At 47.7% G+C, this 26,446-nt stretch carries 15 protein-coding genes; 2 read left to right on the plus strand and 13 right to left on the minus strand.

Annotated elements, in window-relative coordinates; translation table 11 throughout:
• Positions 1-2 precede the first annotated feature (2 nt).
• Complete coding sequence (locus PP178_RS11975; RefSeq protein WP_272594587.1) at positions 3-3,389, plus strand: ThuA domain-containing protein; 3,387 nt, start codon at positions 3-5, stop codon at positions 3,387-3,389.
• A gap of 46 nt (positions 3,390-3,435) precedes the next feature.
• Here the strand turns inward: PP178_RS11975 and PP178_RS11980 are convergent, their stop codons facing one another.
• From PP178_RS11980 to PP178_RS11995, 4 genes are all read right to left on the minus strand, one after another.
• Positions 3,436-5,052 carry a M1 family metallopeptidase gene (locus PP178_RS11980; protein WP_272594588.1) on the minus strand — a complete coding sequence of 539 codons (1,617 nt, stop codon included), beginning with the start codon at positions 5,050-5,052 and terminating at the stop codon, positions 3,436-3,438.
• Complete coding sequence (locus PP178_RS11985) at positions 5,049-5,870, minus strand: dienelactone hydrolase family protein (RefSeq protein ID WP_272594589.1); 822 nt, start codon at positions 5,868-5,870, stop codon at positions 5,049-5,051. The genes PP178_RS11980 and PP178_RS11985 overlap by 4 nt, the downstream gene beginning before the upstream one ends.
• 82 nt (positions 5,871-5,952) lie before the next feature.
• Positions 5,953-7,287 carry a M28 family metallopeptidase gene (locus tag PP178_RS11990; RefSeq protein WP_272594590.1) on the minus strand — a complete coding sequence of 445 codons (1,335 nt, stop codon included), beginning with the start codon at positions 7,285-7,287 and terminating at the stop codon, positions 5,953-5,955.
• Between the two features lie 101 nt (positions 7,288-7,388).
• Complete coding sequence (locus PP178_RS11995; protein WP_272594591.1) at positions 7,389-9,593, minus strand: bifunctional alpha,alpha-trehalose-phosphate synthase (UDP-forming)/trehalose-phosphatase; 2,205 nt, start codon at positions 9,591-9,593, stop codon at positions 7,389-7,391.
• Positions 9,594-9,698: 105 nt separating this feature from the next.
• Between PP178_RS11995 and PP178_RS12000 the strand changes: the two genes are divergently transcribed.
• The gene (locus PP178_RS12000) at positions 9,699-11,501 is read left to right on the plus strand and encodes a glycoside hydrolase family 15 protein (protein WP_272594592.1); all 1,803 of its coding nucleotides are present in this window, start codon (positions 9,699-9,701) and stop codon (positions 11,499-11,501) included.
• An 8-nt stretch (positions 11,502-11,509) separates the two neighbouring features.
• On the opposite strand, the gene PP178_RS12005 is transcribed toward PP178_RS12000, so the two are convergent.
• The 9 genes from PP178_RS12005 to PP178_RS12045 all read right to left on the minus strand — a co-directional run bounded on the left by PP178_RS12005 (position 11,510) and on the right by PP178_RS12045 (position 26,397).
• On the minus strand, positions 11,510-12,946 hold the full coding sequence (locus PP178_RS12005) for a pyridoxal phosphate-dependent decarboxylase family protein (RefSeq protein ID WP_272594593.1): 1,437 nt from the start codon (positions 12,944-12,946) through the stop codon (positions 11,510-11,512).
• 107 nt (positions 12,947-13,053) lie between these two features.
• Positions 13,054-14,871, minus strand: coding sequence for an acyl-CoA dehydrogenase family protein (locus PP178_RS12010; protein WP_272594594.1), 1,818 nt, complete (start codon positions 14,869-14,871; stop codon positions 13,054-13,056).
• Between the two features lie 5 nt (positions 14,872-14,876).
• Entirely contained in the window at positions 14,877-16,067 is a 1,191-nt protein-coding gene (locus PP178_RS12015; RefSeq protein ID WP_272594595.1) for an acetyl-CoA C-acyltransferase, read from the minus strand.
• A 3-nt stretch (positions 16,068-16,070) separates the two neighbouring features.
• Positions 16,071-18,476: a 3-hydroxyacyl-CoA dehydrogenase/enoyl-CoA hydratase family protein gene (locus tag PP178_RS12020; RefSeq protein WP_272594596.1), complete on the minus strand. Its 2,406-nt coding sequence runs from the start codon at positions 18,474-18,476 to the stop codon at positions 16,071-16,073.
• A 12-nt stretch (positions 18,477-18,488) separates the two neighbouring features.
• Entirely contained in the window at positions 18,489-18,938 is a 450-nt protein-coding gene (locus PP178_RS12025; protein WP_272594597.1) for a MarR family winged helix-turn-helix transcriptional regulator, read from the minus strand.
• A gap of 133 nt (positions 18,939-19,071) precedes the next feature.
• Entirely contained in the window at positions 19,072-20,841 is a 1,770-nt protein-coding gene (locus tag PP178_RS12030; RefSeq protein WP_272594598.1) for an AMP-dependent synthetase/ligase, read from the minus strand.
• A 124-nt stretch (positions 20,842-20,965) separates the two neighbouring features.
• Positions 20,966-24,628, minus strand: a complete 3,663-nt coding sequence (purL, locus tag PP178_RS12035) for a phosphoribosylformylglycinamidine synthase (RefSeq protein ID WP_272594599.1) — start codon at positions 24,626-24,628, stop codon at positions 20,966-20,968.
• 91 nt (positions 24,629-24,719) lie between these two features.
• A complete protein-coding gene (locus PP178_RS12040; protein WP_272594600.1) occupies positions 24,720-25,931 on the minus strand; it encodes an RsmB/NOP family class I SAM-dependent RNA methyltransferase in 1,212 nt (403 codons plus the stop codon).
• A gap of 124 nt (positions 25,932-26,055) precedes the next feature.
• A complete protein-coding gene (locus tag PP178_RS12045) occupies positions 26,056-26,397 on the minus strand; it encodes a DUF6515 family protein (RefSeq protein WP_272594601.1) in 342 nt (113 codons plus the stop codon).
• Positions 26,398-26,446: the final 49 nt, after the last annotated feature.

The following is a 26,446-nucleotide window of genomic DNA, read 5'->3' on the forward strand; positions in this document are numbered from 1 at the left end:
CAATGAAAATTAAATCTTTCCTGGTCGGCCTGATGGTCCTGTTTATTTTTAATGCCTGTGACCGGCAGCGCAAGGGTGATCCCAAAGTGCTGGTGTTTTCCAAAACCCTTGGATTTGTACACGCATCTATTCCCGACGGGGTCAAGGCAATTTCAGAATTAGGGAAAGAACATTCGTTTACCGTGGACACCACCACGAATGCCGCAATTTTTGAGTCAGACACATTAAACAACTATGCGGCAGTCGTATTTCTCAGTACAACGGGGAATGTGCTCAACCACCGGCAGGAAGCCGGTTTTGAGCGCTATATACAATCCGGGGGTGGTTTTGTAGGAGTACATGCCGCAGCGGATACGGAATACGACTGGAAGTGGTATGGTCGACTTGTGGGAGGGTATTTTGAAAGCCATCCCAGTGGAACACCAACTGCAGATTTCATAGTGAAGAAAAGAGATTTTCCGGCCACTTCATTTTTTAAGGACAGCACCTGGACCCGGACAGATGAACTCTATAATTTCAAGGATATTAACCCGGATATCAACATCTTGATGACCGTAGATGAAAGCACTTACGAAGGTGGGACCAATGGTGATGTTCACCCTATGAGTTGGTACCATGAATACGATGGTGGAAGATCATTTTACACGGCCTTGGGCCATACCGAAGAAAGTTATAAAGATCCTGTATTCCTGCAACACCTTCTCGGTGGTATTCAATATGCCATTGGGGATAATCTTGAGCCCGATATAACTATTGTAAGTAGTGAATTTCCCCCGGAAGAAGAACGATTTACCAAAGTACCCTTGGTGACCGGGGAGTTTTTTGAACCTACAGAGATGGCCATACTTCCCAACGGTGACGTCCTTGTTGCCCAGCGAAGGGGAGAAGTGATGCACTTTAGCAAGGAACGTGGAACATTATCCCAGGTGGCTTTATTAGACGTGTACCATAAGACTTTGGAAACCCCTGGCGTAAATGCCGAAGAAGGTCTGATGGGTCTGCAGAAGGACCCGAATTTTGCTGAAAATCATTGGATTTACCTCTATTATGCTCCCTCGGGGAGTAAGTGGGTGAACCGTTTGTCGCGTTTTAAATTCCAGAACGGGGAATTCCTTATGGATACAGAACAGGTAATTTTGGAAGTGGATAGTCAACGTGAGATCTGCTGCCATACAGGTGGATCTATTGCTTTTGGCCCCGATGGGCTGCTGTATCTCTCTACAGGTGATAATTCGACCCCTTTCAATGAGAAGGGCGCGGCATACGTCAATAACGGCTATGCTCCCCTGAATGATGAGCCCGGGCATGAACAATACGATGCGCGTCGTACCTCCGGCAATACGAATGATCTTCGCGGTAAGATATTGCGTATAAAAGTTGAGGAAGACGGGAGTTATAGTATTCCCAAAGGAAACCTCTTCCCGCAGGGTACAGATAAGACCAGGCCGGAGATATACACCATGGGTCACAGGAATCCTTATCGGATCTCTGTTGATCCCAAGAATGGATACCTTTATTGGGGAGATGTTGGCCCGGACGCCCAGGTTGACAGCTTGTCCACCAGGGGCCCTAGGGGTTATGACGAGATGAACCAGGCGCGTAAAGCAGGAAACTTTGGCTGGCCTTTATTTATTGGTGATAACCAACCTTATGTAGCCTATAATTACGCCACCGGGGAAAGCGGTGAAGCATTTGATCCTGCCCTGCCGGTGAATAACTCCAGGAATAATACTGGTTTGCAGGTGCTCCCGGAAGCTCAGCCAGCCTATGTCTACTATCCCTATGCGGAGTTCGCTGCCTTCCCACAGGTGGGGAGCGGTGGGCGAAATGCTATGGCAGGACCTGTCTATTACAACGATCTTTACAAAGGAAAAAATGCATTACCCGATTACTATGACGGCAAGGTAATCATCTACGAATGGATGAGGGGCTGGATGAAGGCCGTTAGTTTATTCGAGGACGGATCCTTCAATAAGATGGAGCCCTTTGCACCGAATATATCGCTGAACAACCTGATCGATATGGAAGTAGGGCCGGATGGGGCGATTTACCTCCTGGAATACGGTACAGGATGGTTCACCAGTAATGATAATTCCGGGCTCAGTTATATCGCATACAATCCCGGGAACCTTGCTCCTGAGATCAGTGTACTGACATTGGACCGCATATCGGGGGAACTTCCATTAAAAGTAAGGGCAGAGGTAACTGCCCAGGATGGTGAAAATGATGATCTCACTTATACCTGGGATCTGGGAAATGGTAATCAACAACAAACTACCGAACCTCACCTGGAGTACACTTATGAGCAGGCCGGAACTTATAAGGTCAGTGTCCGGGTTTCTGACGGCAATGGGGGCGAAACTACCAGCGAGAGTACCAAGGTGGTGGCCGGGAATTCCATGCCCGAAGTAACTATTGAGATCAACGGTGGTCGCCCGTCGTTCTACTTGCCGGGCAGACCCCTTCAATATGAGGTCAGCGTTTCTGATCCCGATAAGGATCAGCCGGTGAAGCCGGAAGATATCTATGTATCTGTAGATTATATGCAGGGGATGGACAAGGTGAACCAATCCCTGGGGCACCAGCAGGTTTCTGCCGCCATAACCGGTAAGGCTTTAACACAAGGCATGGATTGCCGGGCTTGTCACAAAGAAAATGAGAAGTCTATCGGCCCCTCGTACAGCGAGATCGCAGCCCGGTATAAAGAAGATTCAAAGGCCATGGTTTACCTTCAGAAAAAAGTAGTTGAAGGTGGCTCCGGGGTTTGGGGAGAGGTGATGATGCCGGCACATCCTAAACTGACAGCAGAAGAAACCCGCCAGATCGCCTCCTACATTATGTCGCTTTCGGGTCAGGAACGAAAAAAGTCCCTGCCTACCAAAGGTACTATCATTCCCGAGCGCAAAGAACCGGGTCATGTAATGGTCATAACTGCGAGTTATACGGATCCGGGTAGTGGAAATGCCTTGCCGCTTACAGGTGTCAGTTCGGTGTCTATCCCGGATAACAGCCTGAATATGCAGGAGGATATGGTTGGTGAAGGGCTGACATTTGTACAGTACGGAGGAGCAGACCTGTTATTGATAGCTGGGAAGGAGGGATGGTTGCGTATAGACGATACCGATTTAAGTGGAGTTAAAGCGATTGTTGTAGCCCTGGGCTGGCAAGAGGCCCCGGGGACCGGGATGGAATTACAATTGAGGGCGGGAAGCCCGGAAGGAGAAGTACTGGCCACCGGCACGATGAGTGTGCCTCAAAGTGGGGAGGGCACTGCTGTTCCCCTTGTATTCAATAGCAGTCCGGAGGGGAGGCAATCCCTCTTTATCACCTACAAGATGGTGCAAGCACCGGAGAGTCCGCTGGTCTTTGCCAGGATCATATTCCAATAAATAAGAAAGGGTAGCAAATCGCTACCCTTTTTTTATGAGGTCATTTTCAGATTTCTTCCTTATCAATGTAGAAATTGGGATCCCATTGCAAGTCCGTTGCTGAAGGAAGTTCTTCTGTCTTCCATTCAGCAGAAGGAAACAGCCAGTGTTCCCGGTCCCCTATAAATATACGGACCGGCATATCAAAACCTTCTACGATGTCTGTATAACGATACCGGATTTTATTGCCATCTATCTCGTATTGTAACAACGGGATATCCGTAGTTCTCAAATATTGGTCAAAGAATGCAGAAAGGTCTTTCCCGCTTCTTTTACTCAGATATTGCTCTACCTGTTGCGTTGTGACAGTCTGGTGGTAAAATTCCTCGTTAAGACCCCTGAGGATAGATCGCCACAATTCGTCATCTTCTATCAATTGCCTCAGGGTGTGGAGCATATTTGCACCTTTGTAATACATATCCCCTGAACCTTCTGCATTTACGCCATAGGGGCCAATGATCGGCCTGTCGTTCTGTATGTTGGCCCTGGTTCCAACTACGTATTCTGCTGCAGCTTCTTTCCCAAAGTGATAATCGAGGTACAGGTTTTCCGAATAGGCCGTAAAGCTTTCATGTATCCACATATCCGCAATATCCTTATAGGTGATGTTGTTAGCAAACCATTCGTGCCCTGCCTCGTGTATGATGATAAAATCAAATTTCAGACCCCAACCGGTACCGGATAAATCCCTGCCCAGGTATCCATTCTGGTACTGGTTCCCGTAAGTTACAGAACTCTGGTGTTCCATCCCCAGGTAGGGGACCTCTACTAACTTAAAACTATCTTCATAAAAAGGGTAGGGGCCAAACCAGTGCTCAAAGGCATCGAGCATCATCGGAACCTGCTTAAACTGTTCTTCGGCTTTCTCTTTATTATAAGGAAGTACATAATAGTCCAGATCCAGCTTTCCCTTTTCTCCCTGGTAAGAATCCCCGAAATGAACATAATCTGCCAAGTTTACGTTGACGCCGTAGTTATTGATGGGGTTATCTACGTACCAGTGGTAAGTAATGCTATTTGCCTGCTTTTCCGTTTTGAGAAGGCGGCCGTTACCGACACCTACCAATTCTTTGGGGGTGGTAATACGTATTGCCATACTGTCTACTTCGTCATACATATGATCTTTGTTGGGCCACCAGACACTGGCTCCCAAACCCTGGTTAGAAGTGGCGACGAAAGGCTTCCCATTTTTATCGGTTTTCCAGGAAAAGCCCCCGTCCCATGGAGCACGTTTAGCTGCCCGGGGCTTGCCTTCAAAGAAAACTGTAAGCTGTTTTAAAGCTCCTTCTTCCTGGGATGCCTCCAGCTTAATAAAATGGGCATTTCCGCTGGACTCAACCTCCAGTTCTTTTCCTTCCTGGGTAACCTTGGTGATCTTCATCGGGGGTTGCAGGTCTATTTGCAGGCGATCACTTTCGTCCAGTACCCTGTATTGTACCAGGTTACTTCCGGAGATAAATTTTTTATCAGGGTCTACAGCTATCTGCAGATCGTAATAGTCCAGGTCCCACCAGGCTCTTTCCGGGGTGATACTACCCCTTAAGGTATCCTGTTCGGTAAATTCCTGGGAAAAGCCGGCAGATGCTATGCAAAATGCCAGCAGCGCAATATTGTGTTTTCTCATTGTAGTTTTTCTAAAAGTGCTTTCCAGGCTGCATCATGCGCTTCTTTATTAGGGCCAGACGTTTCTTCTGCACCCCTTCTCATAAATGCATGCCCCGCACCCTCGTAAAGTACGGTTTCATAAACCTTGCCATATTCTTCCATAGCTTCTTTGGTGGCAGGAATGGTCGCATTAACACGGTTGTCATCGCCTCCGTAAAAACCATATACCGGGCATTGTATGGCCTGTAAGATACTTTTATCTTCAGGTGCTGTCCCATAAAATACCATCGCCCTTTTTAATTCATTATTATTGGTGGCATAACGAAATGTCTGGGATCCACCCCAGCAGAAACCAATAACTGAAACTGTCCCGGTAGAAGAGGGTAATCCTTTTACATGTTGAAAAACCCTGTCCAGGTCTTTTGTAACTCCATCAGGGTCCAGGTTGTAAAGGGCTTCCCTGGCCTTATCCGAATTTTCAAAATCGGTTGTACGTTCTTTACCTTCTACAGTGTTCGAGATAAGATCCGGTGCGATGACCAGGAACCCCTGTCCTGCAAGGGAATCGGCAAAACTCCGTGCCCAGTCATTGAGTCCCCGGTTCTCGTGAATTACAATAACTGCATCGGTATTCTCATCGCGCTCAGGGTAAACCAGGAATGCTTTCAGCACAGAGCCGTTTTCCCTTTCCAGGCTGATCCATTCGTGGTGACGCGTAGATGCAGAAAGCTGATAAGAGGATTCTCCCTGCTGGGCCATCACCGTCTTTTTTTGTTCTTGCCTGCAACCAATAGCCACCAGGCATAGGAAGAATGTTATGCTTAGCTTTTTCATCATATTTTGATTTAGTGCTTAATACCGATTTCAGCTGCTTCCCTTTTGCGGCAGTAGCATCCTGTAATTACGCTGTTAAGCTGTTTTAGTCCCTCATAATCTGGTTTGGGAAAACCACCATACTTTCAAACCCATTTGCACCCACTGCAGCCACACCGAAAAAGTAATTATCAATGACAATACCCTCCAGGGTATGCGAGGTCGTATTACTTACCGGCCTGTTGTGGTCCCAGGTAGGGGAGGTGGTGTCCCTCCAATAGATCTTATAACCTTCTGCTCCCTCCACGGCACTCCATGCAAGTTTGGCCGATGGTTCTACAATTCCCCCAATCTTGACGGTATCCGGAGCCGGGGGTGCCCAGGCCAGTGAAGCCAGGTTGATGGCGTTAACCGCGGTGAGCTTGGCTGCATAATCAAAATTCACATGTTCCAGCACATCCCCATAAGCGATGCCGTTCTCTGTACGTATGTCCTGGTGTTGTTGGGTATAATTTTCGTGAGCCTCCATGATCCGTATACCGGCAAACCCGGCATCGTTAAAAGGCCTGTGATGCCCGCCTCGTCCAAAGCGATCCAGACGGTAGATCATCATAGGGTTCATCTCCGGCATAAAACGCCGGGTTGTCTTATGGACGTATCGGGCCAGTTGCCTGGATATACCGTCTACTTCACCCCCGTAAAATCTTCGTGCCTTTCGTTCCTCCTCGGTTTCGGTAGGGGGAACAGGCTCTGAAAATATCCGGAAATCCCTGTTGCTTACCACGCCGTCTACCCCTGTGATATTACCGATCATATCATTATTAAGGATCCCGATGATCTCCCATCCTTTTTCCTTGGCATAAGCGGCCAGGCTTTTGCCGCCAAACAATCCTTGTTCTTCACCGGATAAACCGACAAAGATGATACTGCTGTCAAAATCGTATTTAGACAAAACCCTCGCAGCCTCAATGGTGCCGGCCATACCACTGGCATTATCATTTGCTCCGGGAGAATCAGAGGTGTAGTCCGTGGGATCGCTGACCCTGCTGTCTATATCACCACTCATAATGATATAGCGATTAGGATATTTTTTTCCGCGTTTAACTGCCACGACATTCACGACTTCTACATCCTTCACTATCCTGGCATTAGTACCTTTTTCTATGAGCTCTTTCTGGTAGAACACCTCCAGGCAATCCTGGCAGTTGGCAGAGATATTTTCAAATTCACTTTTTATCCAGCGTCGGGCTGCACCGATTCCCCTGCTGTCCGAAATCGTGTCGCTCAGGGTATGGCGGGTACCAAAGTTAGCCAGTTTAGCGACATCCTGCCCGATGCGCTCTGCCGATACATTATTGATGATGTTGTAGATGTCTGCCTCTGACTGGGAATAGCTCTGCATCCCGATGAAGAGGAGTAGGGGTAGTATAATTTTTCTCATTCGTTAAAGATAACGAATAATAACACTTTTATGAAAAAGGAACAGTGTCCTTCATTAAGGAAAAGGATTCATTCTTGAGCCCTTTTCTAATCAATGGGCCTTTACTGAAACCTGCTCAGCAAGCCCCTGACATTCTTAATACTGTCCAGAAAATACTTGGCCTGGGTTTTTTGACGGCCAACCTTGACGGTGACGGCAGAGTCCGGTAGCTCCTGGAACATGAACTCGTCAGTCCAGTCGTCCCCGATCGCAAATACAAAATCGTATTCTTTTTCTGCATAAACCCGCATTGTTGCCCTTCCTTTGTTCACATTACTGCTCTTAATTTCCATTACCTTATTCCCGTTTAACACGCTGAGGTCGTCGTTGGCAATAAGGCTCCTTAGCACCGTATTCAGTTCCGCTGCCCTTTTCTGCCCGAAATCCGGGTCGGTCTTGCGGTAGTGCCATGCCAGTGAATAATTCTTTTCTTCGATAAAACTTCCGGGGGTCCGGTCTACAAAGGACTCCAGAACAGGTCTGATCTTAGACATCCAATCTTTCTTTACATTTTCCAGCAATCGGAAATCCTCACCTTCCTTAGAGATCCAAACGCCATGTTCCACGATCATGTTATATCCTTTGGGCTGGAACCATTTGGAAAAGGTTTCTTTATCCCGACCACTCACCAGGTAAACATCCGTATTTTTCAGGGCGTAAAGGGAGTCGAGAAGTTCATATAATTCGTCGTCCGGCCCGGCCTGTTGCGGGTCGTTATGAAATCCGGCCAGTGTACCGTCGTAATCCAGGAATAAGAGGCGTCTTTCCGCTGACTGGAAGTCTGATAAGATAATATTCATAAGGTCAACGGATAGTCTCCTGGCGACATAAGACGGGTCTTTCTGCCCCTGTTCTGTCAGGGATCCCATAAAGTCCTTGGCCCAGTTTTCCACATTGTAGCGCTCTAATCGCTTTTGTAAAACTGCGTTCCTGGATTTTTGTTCCTCTAAAGGCATATTAATGGCCTGATCTAGGGTGTCTGCGATCTCCTCAAAGTTATTGGGATTAATCAGCAGGGCTTCATTCATTTCATTGGCAGATCCGGCCATCTCGCTTAGAATGAGCACTCCACTCTGGTCTGTACGTGTAGCGATATATTCCTTCGCTACCAGGTTCATCCCGTCCCTGATCGGGGTCAGCCAGGCGATGTCACAGGTCGTATAAAGGTCGATGAGGTTCTCAAAAGGCATAGAGCGATAAAAGTACCAGATGGGGGTCCAGTTTACCGTGGCAAATTCACCATTGATACGGCCTACCAGTTCGTCAACTTCTTTTTTGAGCAATTGATACTGGGGCACGTTAGAACGGGAAGGAACAGCAAGTATGATCAGGCGAACCTTCTCCTTGTATTGTGGGTATTTGTTCAGGAAATATTCAAAGGCATTCAGTCTTTTCGCAATCCCCTTGGTATAATCAAGTCGGTCTATGGATAGCAGGAATTTAGCATCCGGGCTCAGGTTTTTATGAAGGTTCAGTCTTTTCTGCAGTTCTGAATGTTCATCTTCCTTCCGCTGAGCGTGTTGGGCAGCCGTCTCGCTGAATTTCTTATAATCTATCCCCATGGGGAAGGAATCCACTTCTACCATCCGCTCCTCGTAGTATATGTCGTTAAAACTTACCTCTAAACCTAATAGTCGCCTTACAGAACTTAGAAAGTGCCGTTCATAATCATAGGTGTGAAAGCCAATGAGATCAGATCCCAACAGGCCCTCGAGGATCTCCTTCCTCCAGGGAAGCGTCCGGAAAATCTCGTAAGAAGGAAAAGGAATATGCAAAAAGAATCCGATGGAAATATCCGGTAATTGCTCCCGGACCATCTGGGGCACCAGCATCAACTGGTAATCGTGTACCCATATGGTATCGTCCGGATCTGCTTTTTCAATAATGGCATCGGCAAACTTCTGGTTCACGGTCTGGTAGGATTCCCAGCTGTCCCATTCAAATTCCGTATACTCCATAAAGTAATGGAAGAGTGGCCATATGGTACGGTTGCTGAAACCATAATAGAAACCATCAATGTCTTCCTTGGTCAATTGCACTTTTGAGGAACCGTGTTCTGCGAGTGCAGCATCAATTTTTGGTTCCAGCTCATCAGAGATGTCCTCCTCGACGAGTCCGCTCCACCCAATCCATAAACTGTCCCCGTCAGAATGCACAGATTTCATGCCTGTAGCCAATCCCCCTACACTTGGGATGGCATTGATTGTCCCATTGCTGATTTCTAATTGAACAGGGAGTCTGTTTGATATTATGATAGTTTTAGCCATAATGCCGTTTATTTTCCGATGATTCCTTTTGTATTTTATCTAAATTTCGGTAAAATCAGAAGTAATAACAATTAATGTCATCGATAAAGATAATTATATAACGATATGGACAATCTGGATTATGGAATAATAGGGAATTGCAGGAGTGCGGCATTGGTATCTAAGAACGGCTCAATAGATTGGTGTTGCCTGCCCGAATTTGATTCTTCTTCCGTCTTTGCAAAATTGCTGGACGAAAAGATCGGTGGCAGTTTTGAAATCCTGGTAACGGATGATTATTCTATCAACCAGAAATATTTAAAGCGCACCGCCTTACTGGTCACAACTTTTTCTAACGGGGAAGACAGTTTTGAGGTATACGATTTCATGCCCCGCTACCACAAAGAGGGTGGTGGCTATCACGCACCACCGGAAATAGTACGCTATTTTAGCCCCACATCCGGTAAGCCAAAGTTCAGGGTGAAGTACGAGCCTAAGCTGGAATATGCTGCCGGGGAGACCGAAACCTATGTCAAGCGAAATTTTGTGGCCAGCCTGACCTACGGTGATAAATTTGACACCGTCTTCCTATATACCAGCTTTAATAAAAATGCCGTGGTTGAAGGAAGGGAAATTGAACTGACCGAAGACGGCTATTTCTCTATGGCCTACAACGAGAAGATCTTCAGATCCACGGTAAATTCGGCCTACCTGGATATGGAGAGAACCAAGGTGTATTGGTTAAACTGGAGCAGTCGTACTTCTCGCTACACACAATATACCCAACAGATCAACCGTAGCGCGATAACCCTGAAAATGCTGAGCTACGATCGTTCCGGGGCTGTACTCGCAGCAGCAACCACATCTTTGCCGGAGACCATAGGAGAAGTACGCAACTGGGATTACCGGTTTTGCTGGATCAGGGATGCCTCCATGGTGGTAAAGGTAGTTTCAGACCTCGGCCATAAGAACATCGCCAGGCGATACCTTAAATTCATTATAGACCTGATCCCGGACAAAGACGAGAAGCTGCAGATCATGTATGGGATAAACAAGGAGAAGAAGCTTACCGAAGAAACCCTGGATCATCTCAGTGGCTATAAAGGATCCAAACCTGTAAGGATTGGGAATGCCGCCTATGCACAACGGCAAAATGATATTTACGGTATCCTGATGGATGTGATTCACGCCCAACTGGTACGCTTCCAAACCGATATTGAGAACGGGGAAGAACTGTGGACCATCACAAAGGGAATCGTGTGGATCGTTGGGAAGCACTGGCAGGAACCCGATAAGGGAATCTGGGAATTCCGTACAGAAGACCGGCACTTTACCTTCTCCAAGATGCTGTGCTGGGTAGCGGTAGACCGGGCCATCAAGGTGGCGAGAATCTTCGGGAAGACGCATAAGATAGAGAAATGGAAATTGCTGGAACAACAAATAAAGTCTGATATCCACGAGAATGCCTGGAACGATAATGTAAAAGCCTTTACCCAATCTTACGGTTCCGAATTCCTGGATGCCTCGGTATTGCTGATGGAATCTTACGGGTTTATCGATGCAAAAGATCCAAAATATATCAGTACCGTTCATGCTGTGGAAAGAGAACTCAGTAATGATGGCCTGCTGTATCGCTATAAGAATGAAGATGACTTTGGACTTCCGTCCTCCTCATTTACCATCTGTACCTTCTGGTTTATTAACAGCCTGTTTAAGATAGGGGAGGAGGAGAAAGCGAAAAAACTCTTTGATCAACTGCTCAGCTACAGTAACCACCTGGGGTTATTCAGTGAAGATATCGACTTTAAGACGAAACGACTGCTGGGGAATTTCCCGCAGGCCTACTCACACCTGGCATTGATAGAATGTGCTATCAACTTTTCCAGGAAAGCCAGCGAAGAGCAGGTACGCGCCAATATGGAAGAGTAATAAAATATCTAATTGATAGCAGATTCAGTACCCAGGGACCTGATGGTGGACAGCAGGCCCTGCAGGTCTTTCCTGCTGGTAAAAGGATTCATCAGGGTGGTACGCAGGTAAAAAGTGCCGCCAAGGGTAGTTTGTACGATGTAATATTTTCCCGATTCCAGCATCTTCCTCCTTATGGCCGAATTAAGCGCATTCTGGCCGGTTAAATCTGTTCCCTCACCCGTATAACGGAAACAAACGATATTGGACATCGGCTCTACAGCCAGTTCAAAATCGGTCGCTTCTGATATCATGTGTCCAAGGGTCTGCCCCAGGTCATAGAGGGTGGTGACAAATTCATCAAACAAATCCTTACCATAGGTTTTAAATAATACATACCAGTGAAGGCTCATCATGTACTTAGTGCACTCAAAAGTTCGCTTGGCCAGGTTGTACCAATCCTCATCGGGGGAGTCTTGCAATAGGTAGTCGGCTTTCTGAACAAAAGTATTATGTGAATCTCTTTTGTCCCTGAAGAGCAAAGCCGTAGTGATTGCAGGCATCATCATCATTTTATGCCCGTCTATGGCAATAGAATCTGATCGATCTGCCCCTTTCAGGAGGAAGTTGTATTTAGCCGAGAACATGGCAGCACCGCCATGAGCTCCGTCTACGTGGTACCAGAGGTTCTTTTCCCTGGCAAATTGCCCAAGGGCTTCCAGGTCATCATAGATCCCTGTCGCTGTAGAAGGAGCGCTGCCTACCAGGGCAAATACCTGCATACCCTTTGCCTCTGCTTTTTCATAGACCTCTTGCAAGAGTGTTGTCTTGATCCTGAAATCTTTATCGACCGGTACCTTCAGTATTCCCTCCGTACCCAGTCCCATGATCCTAGCAGCCCTGTCTACGCAATAATGGGCCTCTTCAGAGACCATAACCGCCAATGCAGGTCCCGACCCATTTTCCCACACATTATGACCCACTTTCCGCTTCCGGGCACTGAGTAAGGCAGTAAGGGTGGCCAAGGTGCCCCCCGAAGTCAGGAAGCCCGCGGCATCACCCGGGTATCCGAGGGTCTCACAAAGCGTATCTGTTACCAATCGTTCCATCACCGTTGGCCCGGCTCCCATTTCATAGACACCCATCCCATTATTCAGGATGGCACTGGCAAGGGCCGTCAGCCCTGTAAGGGGAACCGGCGGACTGATCTGGTGTCCCATGTAGCGGGGATTATGCAGGTGGATGCTGTGCTTCAGCAACTTTTCCGGCCATTGCTTAGAATCGCCATCAGAAAGGTACTCCTTCCAGAATTGCAGTTCTGCCGTTGGAGTGCCATAATCGATCACCTTGTCCTTTTTTCCCTCCATGGATTCCTGTAAGTGTTTAGACAGCAGGTCTACCAATTGATGGCCATGCAGGCGAAAATTCTCAGGATCGTATGCGCTTTTCAGAAGATTGTTACTCATAGGTATTCCGGTTTTAAACTGCCAAAAACAGGTTTGACAAGATACGCCAGTGCCAAAAAAAAACCGCCTGTAAAAGGCGGTTCTTAATAAATTGGGGGATTATTTACCTAGACCTTGTCAAAGTAATAACCATTCTCGGCGGCAACTTTGTCCGCGATCTGCTCGCGCAGTACGGCAACATTGGGATAATCCTGGTATCTGGTGAATCGCTTCAGACCCATAAGCAGCATTTTTTGTTCATCACCTTCGGCAAATACAAGGATGGCCTCCTTGGCCTTTTGGGTGATGATATCGATTGCTTCATAGACATAGACGCGGGACATGGCAATTTGAGTAGCTTGCTTATCCGTTCCAAATCGTTTGGCGTTCTTCTCTGTACGGAGAACGGTAGATTCTGCCATATAGATCTCGATCAGGATGTCTGCAGCCGCTAATAACAGCTGCTGGTGTTGCTCCAGTTCCGGACCATATTTTTTAACCGCGCTGCCCGTAACCATAAGGAACACCTTTTTCATCTTTGCAATGAGGTCCTTTTCCTGGGCCAGGGTTTCCGAAAAGTCGGGAGTATCAAAAGATGGAATCCCCATCAGTTCTTCCCCCACGGCAGTAGCAGGTCCTAACAGGTCTACATGCCCTTTCATGGCTTTCTTAACCAGCATTCCAACGGCAAGCATCCTGTTGATCTCGTTAGTACCTTCATAGATCCTGGAGATCCTGGCGTCTCGCCAGGCAGATTCCATCGGAGCCTCTGCACTGAAGCCCATACCACCGTACACCTGTAAGCCTTCATCTGCACTGATCTGCAGATCTTCAGACACGGCTACCTTTAACAAGGAACACTCAATGGCGTATTCTTCCACCCCTTTAAGTTCTGCTTCCTGCAGGCTGTTCCCGTCCGCAAGGCGAAGATGTATGCGGTCTTCAATATTCTTAGCAGCGCGGTAAGAGGCCGATTCACCGGCATAGGCGTTTATGGCAATCCTGGCAATCTTGGCTTTAACTGCACCAAAATTGATGATAGGAGTTTTAAACTGTACCCTTTCCTTGGCATATTTTACCGCTTCATTGCCCACTCTGCGCTGTGCTTCCAAACATGCGGCTGCTAACTTGATCCGGCCGATATTCAGGGCATTCATAGCAATCTTAAATCCATTTCCACGCTCAGAGAGCATGTTCTCTACCGGCACCTTGGTTTCGCTGAAGAATACTTGCCGGGTAGAAGAGGAGTGAATCCCGAGTTTCTTCTCTTCTTCACCCATGGTGATCCCGTTTTCAGGATCGTTTTCTACGATGAATCCTGTTATATTCTTATCGTCCCCGATCCTGGCAAAAACGATGAATAGCTGGCAGAAGCCGGCGTTGGAGATCCACATTTTCTGCCCGGTTATACTATAGTATTTTCCATCCTCGGAAAGAACGGCTTTGGTTTTACCCGAGTTGGCGTCAGAACCGGCTCCGGGTTCTGTCAGGCAGTACGCTCCAAACCATTCGCCTGTAGCCAGTTTGGGAACATACTTCTGTTTTTGTTCTTCGTTACCGTAAAGGGTGATCGGCATAGTTCCGATCCCGGTATGTGCTCCGAAAGCTGTACTGAAAGAGCCGGTTACCCCGGAGATATAATCACAGACCAGCATGGTGGATACAAAACCCATCCCCATTCCGCCAAAAGCTTCAGGTACAGCGACACTCAACAATCCCAATTCCCCTGCTTTCTTCATGCAGGCTTCAGTGAAGGCGTAATCCTTCTTTTCAAAACGTTCCCAGTTGGCCCAAAGTTCACGATCTGCAAATTCTTTGGTACTGTCGCGCATCATACGCTGCTCCTCGGACAGGTCTTCAAGGGTGAAGATATCCTCGCAGGCCGTTTCCTCAACAAGGAATTGCCCGCCTCTTAAAAGTGATTTTTTTTCTGTTTCCGTACTCATTTCGGTTAGTTTAAAAATTCATAGATTCCGGCAGCACCCTGCCCTGTCCCCACGCACATGGTTACCATGCCGTATTTACCTTTCATATCGCGTTTCCGCATTTCGTCAAATACCTGCACAGACAATTTAGCACCGGTACAACCCAGGGGATGGCCCATGGAAATTGCGCCCCCGTTTACATTAATAATATCCGGGTTGAGGTCCAGTTCCCTGATTACCGCCAAAGATTGGGAAGCAAATGCTTCATTGAGCTCTATTAAGCCAATGTCTTCTTTTTTAAGTCCAGCCTGTTTTAAGGCCTTCGGGATTGCTTTAACCGGTCCTATTCCCATAATCCTGGGTGGTACCCCGGCTGCGGCATAGCTCACCAGCCTGGCGATAGGTTCCAGCTTTAATTCCTTGACCATCTCTTCACTCATGACCATGACGAATGCCGCGCCGTCACTCATTTGGGACGAGTTCCCCGCAGTGACACTACCGCCGGCTGCGAAAACAGGCCTCAGTTTTGCAAGCACCTCTAAAGAGGTATCAGCCCTAGGGCCTTCATCTTTATTCACGGTATATGAGCGGGTCGCTTTTTTCCCTGATTCGTCCACGTAGTTCTCGGTAATCTCTATTGGGACGATCTGGTCCTGGAAGCGACCTTCGGCCTGGGCCTTTAAGGCTTTCTGGTGCGAATTATAAGCAAAGGAATCCTGGTCTTCCCGGGAAACTTTGTATTCCTGGGCCACTGCTTCTGCCGTTAATCCCATCCCCCAGTAATAATCTTCATGTCCTTCCTTGGCGGTCTCGTAATCCGGGGTGGGTTTATAACCTCCCATGGGGATGTAGCTCATGCTTTCAGCACCCCCGGCAATAATACAATCGGCCATGCCGGATTGTATCTTAGCAGTGGCTATGCCAATGGTTTCCAACCCAGAAGCACAATAACGGTTTACGGTGACCCCGGGTACATCTTCGATTTCCAGGCCCATCAGGGAAATAAGCCTGGCCATGTTGAGACCCTGCTCAGCTTCGGGCATGGCATTACCGACCATGACATCGTCTATTCGTTTTTTATCCAGTTGGGGTAGTTGCTCCATCATATAACTGATGGTCTCTGCTGCAAGTTCATCCGGGCGTTTAAACCGGAACAGGCCTCGTGGAGCCTTACCTACGGCAGTTCTGTATGCTTTGACTATATAAGCGGTTTTCATGTCTTAGTTTCTTAGGGGTTTGCCCGTTTTTAACATATGTTGAATTCGTTCCAGTGTTTTTCGCTCTGTGGCCAGGGACAGGAATGCTTCCCTTTCCAGGTCTAGCAGGTATTGTTCCGTGACATAACTGGCCTCGGAGAGATCACCACCGGCCATCACGTATGCCAGTTTATTTGCAATCTTTTTATCGTGGTCAGAGATGTAGTGCCCGGCCTCCATCGAATCTGTCCCGACCAGGAACATACCTAAGGCCTGTTTGCCCAGGACTTTTACATCTTTACGTCTCGGAGGTTGGGTATAACCACTTTCTGCCATTAACAGGGCGTGAGCCTTAGCCGTAGCAACCTGCCTGTCCTTATTGACGACCACGATATCCTTGCCCTTCTGTAACAGGCCAAGATCATAGGCCTCATAGGCCGAAGTAGAGACTTTGGCCATCCCGATGGCCAGGAAATATTCTTGTAGTACATTCAGTTCCACATCGTTCTTGCGGAAGGTATCCGAAGCCCTGAGCGCCATCTCCTTAGAGCCTCCTCCTCCTGGAATCACCCCGACACCGAATTCTACGAGCCCCATATAAGTTTCTGCAGCAGCAACAACTTTATCCGCATGCAAACTGAGCTCACATCCGCCACCAAGGGTCATACCATGGGGAGCTGCTACGGTAGGGATAGAAGAATAACGCATTCGCATCATCGTATCCTGGAAGGCCTTAATAGAGTAGTTCAGTTCATCGTACTCCTGCTCTACAGCCATCATAAAGATCATCCCGATATTGGCGCCTACTGAGAAATTCGCTGCCTGGTTGCCCACAACCAACCCCTGGAAATCTTTTTCCGCGAGATCAATGGCTTTGTTAAGCCCGGATAGTACGTCGCTGCCAATGGTGTTCATTTTGGACTGGAATTCCAGGTTCAGGATCCCGTCACCCAGGTCCTCTATGACTACGCCTTTGTTTTTAAACACAGCCTTGGATTCCCTTATATTGTCAAGAATGATAAAGGCATCTTGCCCGGGAATAGGCAGGGTGTCTTTCTTTTCCAGGTCATAATAATATGTGGCCCCTTCTTTTACAGCATAAAAGGAGGTATGCCCGGCTTTTTTCATTTCAGTTATCCAGGAAGCCGCCTCCTGACCCGATTCGGAGATCAGCTCCAGTCCCTTATCAAAGCCTATGGCGTCCCACACCTGGAATGGCCCGTGTTCCCAGCCATAACCCGCTTTCATGGCGTCGTCAATCTTGTAGAGTTCGTCAGAGATCTCGGGTACCCGATGAGTTACATAAGCAAAAAGGGCGCCGAAACTCAATCGGTAAAATTTACTCGCTTTATCATCGCCTTCTATTAAAACCGGGAAACGATCAATAACCTTATCAATAGGTTTGGTTCGCTCCAGGGAAGCAAAGCTTGCTCTTTTATTTTCACGATATTCCAGGGTATCCAGGTCCAGTGTCAGGATAGTACTTTTCCCGTCCTTACCTTTTTGTTTTTTGTAGAAACCCTGTCCCGTTTTGCTCCCGTACATATTCTTTTCCAGCATGGTTTTAATGAAATCCGGTTGCTGGAATACTTCCCGGCGTTCATCTTCCGGGCAATTCTCAAACACCCCCTGGGCCACATGGGCAAGGGTATCCAGGCCAACGACATCAACGGTTCTGAATGTGGCCGATTTTGGCCTGCCGATCACAGGGCCGGTCAGCTTATCTACTTCCTCAACGGTCAGCCCCAGGTCCCGTACCAGGTGGAAGAGACTCTGGATCCCGAAAGTTCCGATCCGGTTCCCGATGAATGCCGGCGTGTCTTTCGCCAGTACCGAAGTTTTACCCAGGAATTTTTCGCCGTATCCTTCTAGGAATGTAAGGATCTCCGGCTTAGTCTTTGGTCCGGGGATGATCTCGAATAACTTCAGGTAACGGGCCGGGTTAAAGAAGTGAGTTCCACAAAAGTGCTGCTGAAAATCCTCGCTTCGTCCTTCGCTCATAAATGCTATTGGAATACCGGAGGTGTTAGTGGTAATCAGCGTGCCGGGAGTTCGGTGTTTCTCCAGCTTCTCAAAGACCTGTTTCTTGATGTCCAGGCGTTCTACGACAACTTCTATGATCCAGTCTACCTGGCCTACTTTGGAAATATCGTCCTGCAGGTTACCTGTGGTAATACGGTCTGCGAATTTCTTGTGATAGATCGGTGATGGGCTGGATTTTAAAGCAGTTGCCAGGGATGTGTTTACAATCCTGTTGCGAACCGCTTTGTCTTCTAAACTGAGACCCTTTGCTTTTTCTGCATCGGTGAGCTCCCTCGGAACGATATCGAGTAGAAGAACTTCTACCCCTATGTTGGCAAAATGGCAGGCGATACCGCTTCCCATGATCCCTGAACCGATAACGGCTACCTTATTGATGTGTCTGTTCATTGCAGCTTTGGATTATTTAGCGTTGTTGGTATGATATATTTTCTTTTGGGTGACCACTTTATTGATAATCTCCATGACTTCAAAAAAATGATCCAGCTTTTCGGGGGAAGTCTGTGCCTTCACGGCATCATTAAAGCGCAACACGGCATCTTTGGAATCTTTGCGTTTTTCAAGACCAAAATCGGTCAGGAATAACAATACTCCGCGCCCGTCTTCCGGGTTCGGCTGCCTGGTGATAAGGCCTTTTTCTTCCATGCTCTTCAGGATGCGAGAAAGGCTGGTCGCTTCCATTCCCATCCTGGGGCCCAGGGCTGTAGAAGGAGTTCCTTTTTTTGGATCCAGGCTCAGGAGGGTAAAACCTACGGCCATGGTAGACCCGAACTGCTTGGCCTCTTCGTTGTACATCCTGGCTACAGCTTGCCAGGTGGCCCTGAGGGCGTAATCAATGGTAATTTCCTTCATAATGGCTTGATGGAAACCAAATATAACAAAATTTATTATGCATGCATAATAAATTTAAATTATTATTTTACGTTGCCAGCGATCACAGCTGCAGCAGGCCTTTTGCGCAGGGGAAAGGAGAGGCATTCAGGGTCTACCGCCCATAAATGTCTTCGTAGAGGGAATGGTATTTCTGTTTGATCAGGGCTCTTTTCAGCTTCATGGTCGGGGTGAGTAATCCATTGTCTACTGTCCAGGCATCAGGGGTAAGGCGGAATTGCTTTACTTTTTCCCATTTGGCAAAGTTTTCGTTGGCCAGGTCTACTTCTTCCTGTATACGGTCTATAACACGCTGGTCTTGTAACATTTGCTCGGTGCCGTTATAACTCAGTTCGTGCTTTCTCGCCCATTCTTCCAGGAATTCATAATTCGGTTGTATGAGGGCAGCCGGCATTTTTTCGCCTTCACCCACTACCATGACCTGTTCTATGAAACGCGATTGTTTCAACCGATTCTCCAGGAGCTGCGGTGCCACGTACTTGCCACCCGATGTTTTAAACATTTCTTTTTTTCGGTCCGTAATCTTCAGGAAACCTTCGTCATCTAATTCCCCTATATCACCGGTGTGAAAATAGCCGTCCTTGAGTACTTCGGCTGTTTTCTCAGGATCTTTATAGTAGCCCAGCATTACATTGGGCCCCTTGCAGAGTATTTCCCCGTCCGATGCTATTTTGACTTCCACCTTATCGATCGTCTTTCCCACAGAACCTATTTTCCAACCCCTGTTGCGCTGGTCATTTACAGAAATTACCGGGGAGGTTTCTGTCAATCCGTATCCTTCCATGACGGGAATCCCGGCAGCACCGAAAATTCGGCTTAACCTCGGCTGCAGTGCAGCGCTTCCCGACACCATGACTCCCAGGTTGCCTCCAAGACCTTCCTGCCATTTACTGAAGATGAGTTTCCTGGCTATTTTTAACCTGAATTCGTACCACCAACCGTTAGCCCCATAAGGCTCGTATTGCAGCCCGAGTTCAACGGCCCAGAAAAATAGCTTTTTCTTGATACCGCCCAGGTCTGCTCCTTTGGCGATGATCTTGTCGTACACTTTTTCCAACAAGCGGGGAACCACTGTCATCACATCGGGTTTAACTTCTTTCAGGTTGTCGCTGATAGCATCTATGCCTTCTGCAAAATAGATGGTGATACCGCAATACTGGTAGAGGTAAAGGATCATCCTTTCAAAAATGTGGCAGACCGGGAGAAAACTCAAGGAGGTTGCCCCGGCTTCAAACGGGACCCGTTTCTCACTGGCAATCACGTTAGAGACGATATTGTCATGGGATAACATGACTCCCTTTGGTTTGCCCGTAGTTCCTGAGGTATAGATCAGGGTAGCCAGATCCCCCGGTTTAACTGCATCTTTGTGCGATTCAACTTCATCCTGGTTGCTCGTATCTTCACCCAGGCTCACCACTTCTTCCCAGTGCTTACATGCCGGTATTTTATCAAAAGAATATATCTCCTTAAGCCCGGGCACCTGGCTTCTGACTGAATTCACTTTATTAAAAACCTCTGCACAGGAAACAAAACAATAGCTGGCACCGGAATGGTTCAGTACATAAGCGTAATCTTCCTCCGAGATAGTGGGATAGACCGGGACAGTCTGGGCGCCGAGTTGCAAGACCCCGATATCCATCACGTTCCATTCGGTCCTGTTGGTGAGAGAAATGATCGCGATCTTATCATCCGCTTTTACCCCCATTTTCAACAAAGCCCTGCTGACAGCATTCGCTTTGTCTATATATTCCCGGGTTGAAGTGGCGATCCAGTTACCGTTGTATTTGGTAACCAGGGACTTATCCATATTATACTTTTCCAATTGGTAATACGGGAAATCAAAGAGTCGGCTGATGGTTTGCATAGGGTAGTAAAAGATAATCCCTGCAAAATAGGAAAAGAACCGGAATTTTAAAATGACAAATGCATTTTAAAAATAATGGAGGTACCCGGAAGGTCGATCTCCCGGGTATTCTCTTAGACTTAAATTATAGTGCTTCTATCCACTTCCTCGCATTCTCAAAAGCTTTGAGCCATGGACTCACTTGGTCTTTCTCCCTTCCTGGATAATAAGCCCAGTTCCAGGGAAAGATAGAGCGTTCAATGTGAGGCATGGTCACCAGGTGGCGTCCGCTGGCATCACATAGCATCGCCGTATTATAATCACTCCCGTTGGGGTTGGCCGGATATTCTGAGTATGCATAACCGGCAACGATATGGTATTTATCCACGCTTTCAGGTAATTTAAATTTACCTTCTCCATGGGAGATCCAGACGCCGAGGGTAGTGCCGGCAAGGTCTGATAACATGACCGAATTATTCTCCTGTATAGTCACCGAGGTAAATGCACTTTCGTGCTTATGGGAGTCGTTGTACGTCATTTTCCCATGGGTTTCGTGTTCCGGGTACAACAGCTCAAGTTCCATGAACAGCTGGCATCCATTACAAATACCGACGGAGAGCGTATCCGGCCTGGCAAAGAAGTTGTCCAGTGCTTTCCGTGCTGTATCATTGTATTTGAATGCTCCTGCCCAGCCTTTGGCACTTCCCAGTACATCACTGTTAGAGAATCCGCCAACGGCACCGATAAACTGTATATCTTCCAGGTTCTCCCTGCCCGTCATAAGGTCTGTCATATGAACATCCTTTACATCAAAACCTGCCAGGTACATGGCGTTGGCCATTTCTCGTTCAGAATTACTTCCTTTTTCCCTGAGAATAGCTGCTTTTGGCCTGTTGCTATCGGCCGGTCTTTTGGGTAATTCTCCATTGAAGGACTCCGGAAACTTATAATTCAGGGGTTGTTGCTTGTAGTTCTTATAACGTGCAGCTGCAAGGCCGTTTGCTGTCTGCTGGTCATCTAACAAATAGCTGGTCCTGTACCACTGATCCCTGAGGTCTGCAATATTGAACTCAAATTTATCCCCATGGTTGGTAATTTGCATTACAGTTGAAGTTGTCGGCTCCCCGATACGATAGCATTGTATGCCCGACCCTTGCATAGTTTTCTCAAAGCCCGGCTCGTCACTTTGCAGGATCACTCCCGCATTCTCTGCAAAGAGCAGGCTGATAATATCCTTTTCACCCAGGGGAGTCAGGTCTATATTGGCAGCTGTTCCTGTATCCGGGAAGCACATCTCCAGCAGCGTGGTGATAAGTCCTCCGGAAGCAACATCGTGCCCCGCCTGGACTTTTCCTTGAAGAATAGCGGTTTGTATGGCATTGAAAGCTTTGGCAAAATGAGCACTGTCCTTTACAGTGGGGGCATCATTTCCCACACTGTTCAACAGTTGAGCAAAAGAGGAACCTCCCAGTTTGAATTGATCTGCCGATAAATTGATATAATAAAGCGCTCCTCCATCTTTATGAAGCATGGGCTCTACAACCTTATTGATGTCGCTGCAGTGGCCGCTGGCCGAGATTATTACAGTTCCCGGTGACAGTACTTCACCATCCTTGTATTTCTGTTTCATGGAAAGGGAATCCTTTCCTGTTGGGACGTTAATGCCCAGGGCTATAGCGAATTCGGAAACTGCTTCTACCGCTTCGTATAAGCGGGCGTCTTCGCCTTCATTATTACAGGGCCACATCCAGTTAGCTGATAAAGAAACAGACCGCAGGCCTTCTTCTAAAGGAGCCCAAACGATATTGGTGAGCGCTTCTGCAATACTGTTTCGGCTTCCTGCCGCCGGATCGATGAGGGCCGAAACAGGAGAATGGCCGATAGAAGTTGCTATCCCGGCGTCATTTTTAAAATCGAGTGCCATTACCCCGCAATTGTTAAGGGGTAGTTGTAAAGGCCCTACGCATTGTTGTTTCGCTACTCGACCGCCCACACAGCGATCCACTTTATTGGTCAGCCAGTCCTTACAGGCCACAGCTTCCATTTGCAACAGCTGTTCCAGGTATTGCTGAAGTTTTTCAACACTGTAATCAGGTGCTTTGTAATGGCGTTCCACGCTCTGATCTGTCATGATCATTTTAGGAGAGCTCCCGAACATTTCCGAAAGTTCCAGGTCCATAGGGGATTTGATTCCCTCTCCTGCTTTGAACGTAAAACGGTGGTCCCCGGTGACATCACCGACAACGTACATCGGGGCGCGTTCCCGGTCAGAAATACGCTGTAACAGGTCCAGGTCTTTGGTACCCAACACCAATCCCATACGTTCCTGGGATTCGTTCCCGATAATTTCTTTTGCGGAGAGGGTAGGGTCTCCCACGGGCAGCTTATCCAGTTCAATGGCTCCCCCGGTTTCCTCTACGAGTTCTGAAAGGCAGTTCAGGTGCCCGCCGGCCCCATGGTCGTGGATAGATACTATGGGGTTATTCTTTCCTTCAACCATGCCGCGGATAGCGTTGGCTGCTCTTTTCTGCATTTCCGGGTTGGATCGTTGTACCGCATTCTGTGTGATGGCCGAACTAAAAGCGCCGGTATCCGCACTGGAAACCGCGGCGCCGCCCATCCCGATGCGATAGTTGTCACCTCCCAGTATTACGATTTTGTCACCCTTAGTGGGTACATCTTTCAAAGCCTGGTCTGCCTTTCCATAACCGATCCCGCCGGCCAGCATGATCACCTTATCAAAACCAAGTCTCCTGTTATCTTCTTCGTGTTCAAAGGTAAAGAGGGAGCCTGCGATCAGTGGTTGTCCGAATTTATTCCCGAAATCGGAAGCCCCGTTCGAGGCTTTGATCAGGATATCCAGGGGAGTCTGGTACAGCCATTCGCGCTCTTTCATTCCATTCTCCCAGCTGCGGCCCTTTGCCAGCCTGGGGTAAGAGGTCATATAAACCGCAGTTCCTGCAAGGGGTAAGGAGCCTTTACCACCCGCCAGCCTGTCTCGGATCTCGCCGCCGGAACCGGTAGCCGCACCATTAAAAGGTTCTACCGTGGTGGGAAAGTTGTGGGTTTCGGCCTTTAGCGATAGTACAGATTCAAAAGGTTCTTCCGCATAAAAATCGGGCTGGTCTGCCCGTAGCGGCGCAAATTGGGTTACTACCGGTCCTTTAACAAAGGCTACATTATCCTTATAGGCAGAAACAATGGTATTCGGGTTTTTTTCAGACGTCTTCCGGATGAGCTTAAAAAGCGAACTGGGTTTTTCTTTACCGTCAATAACAAAGGTGCCGTTAAAGATCTTATGCCTGCAGTGCTCAGAATTCACCTGGCTGAATCCGAATACTTCGGAATCAGTGAGCGGGCGACCGAGTTTCTCCGACAATTGTTCAAGATAAGAAACCTCTTCATCGTTGAGCGCCAGTCCCTCCTGCACATTATAAGCTGCGATATCGGTGATATCCTTTACATTTTCCGGGCTGAGGTCTACTTTAAATATATCCTGTGTCAGGGCCTTGTACTTCTGGGACAGCATGGGGTCAAATTTCAGGTCCTCTTCGGTAGAGGCCTGGAACTCCTCAATCCTGATAATCCCGCTGATCCCCATGTTCTGGGTTATCTCCGTGGCATTAGTACTCCAGGGGGTGATCATTGCTGCCCGGGGGCCAATAAAAAAGGCGTCAATTGACGCCCTGTCCAAACTAGGTTGGTTACCAAAAAGCCATACCAGTTTTTCCGTAGCTTCTGGGCTTAACGGTTGGTTGGTCTGTACTGCAAATATTTTTGTTTGAGGGTCCCCGAAAAAATGGATCATGACAAGGCTGCTTTTAAGAAAGCACAAATTTACACCTTTAAAACGTATTTCACCACGGGAAAAGTTAACAGGAACGAATGGAAATTGTTAATTACTTGCGCTCCAATTCGGCCATGTAAAACCCGTCAAAACCGCTTTTATGAGCGTATATCTGCTGTTCGCGAAGCAAGGTGAACTCTGAACCTCTCTCGGAAGCAAGGAACTGCTGTACCTGTTCCCTGTTCTCCTGGGGTAGGATAGAGCAGGTGGCATAGACCATCTTTCCACCGGATTTCACCATCTGTGAGTAGTCGTTCAACAACTCCTGCTGGGTCTTTGTAATCTTATCCAGGAAACCTGGTTCCATCTTCCATTTGGCGTCCGGGTTACGTCTTAAGATACCCAGTCCGGTACAAGGTGCATCGATGAGCACCCGGTCTGCGGAGCTATGTAATTTCTTGATGACTTTAGAGCTGTCTATCAACCTGGTCTCGATATTGTGAGCACCATTACGCCTTGCACGGCGTTTTAGTTCTTTTAACTTACCCGAATAAATATCCAGGGAGATCACCTGCCCTTTGTTTTCCATCAAGGCTGCCAGGTGCAGTGATTTACCCCCGGCCCCTGCACAGGCATCAACTACCCTCATTCCAGGTGATACATCCAGGTAAGGCGCTACGAGCTGGGAAGAGGCATCCTGTACCTCGAAAAGTCCGTCTTTAAAAGCCTGGGTAATGAATACATTTCCTCTCTCTACCAGTTTCAGGGCATGCGGATATCCGGGAATGGTTTGCGTGGCGACCCCTTCCCCGGTTAGGAATTGTTTCAGCTGAGGGGTAGTGGTTTTGAGTGTATTAACACGAAGAATCACCTCTGCCTGTTCATTCAGTGCGGCAATTTCTTTGGTCCAGACTTTTTCGCCCAGAGCTGATTCACCCAGTTCATCCAACCAGTCTGGTATGGATTCCCTGAACTTTCGTTCCTGGGATAATGCGTCAAACCTGCCTTTGATTCGCCTTGCCGGGGTAGGTTCAAACTGGTTCCATTCAGGAATAGCTATTCCCCTTAATACTGCCCATACAGAGAACATACGAAAGAGTTTTGGCCTGTCATAAGGCGCCTTGATTTCCGCAATCTCCGCGTAAAGGCGTTTCCAACGGACGATATCGTAGGTGGTTTCCGCAATGAATCCACGGTCCCTGGAACCCCAGCGCGAGTCGCGTTTTAAGAGTTTCTGTACCACTTTATCGGCGTATTCCCCTTCGTTAAAGATCAGGTTGAGTCCGTCAATCACGGCAAAGACCAGGTTTCTGTGCAGTCGCATGCTTTTTAATTTAGGCCGCAAAGGTACCGTTTTAGAACTGAAGGCTTTATAAATTTATAGAAATTGTGTAGGCTTTGGCCACAAAAAAAGGGAAGCTTAACCGGCTTCCCTTTACTGCTGAGTATTAGGCCACAATATAGTAGCCCCTGTGTCTTTTATAAAGTACATTGTTGAATCTATAGAACTTATGTCCATTCACTACAACCTTGGTGTATCCACGGGGTAATCTTTTAATCCTGATTCCCTTGGGAGCAGCCACCACCACAAAACCCCTGTTGTGTTTAGCGTACCAAACACCCCTGGAAAAGTGAAAGGCCTTACCTTGGTGACGTACAAGTTTTGGTTTATGGATTTTGGTGACCACCACTCCATGTTTAGGATATACTTTTACTACTCGTTGCGCCTGTAAAGACATTATCGATACTAAGAACAAACTGATGATCCATACTAAAGTGAGCTTTTTCATAACTTAAGATTTAATGGTTACTGTTCTTTTGATTCGATTGGTCTTGAAT

The sequence above is a fragment of the Zeaxanthinibacter sp. PT1 genome, assembly GCF_028464225.1.
Classification (GTDB): domain Bacteria; phylum Bacteroidota; class Bacteroidia; order Flavobacteriales; family Flavobacteriaceae; genus Zeaxanthinibacter.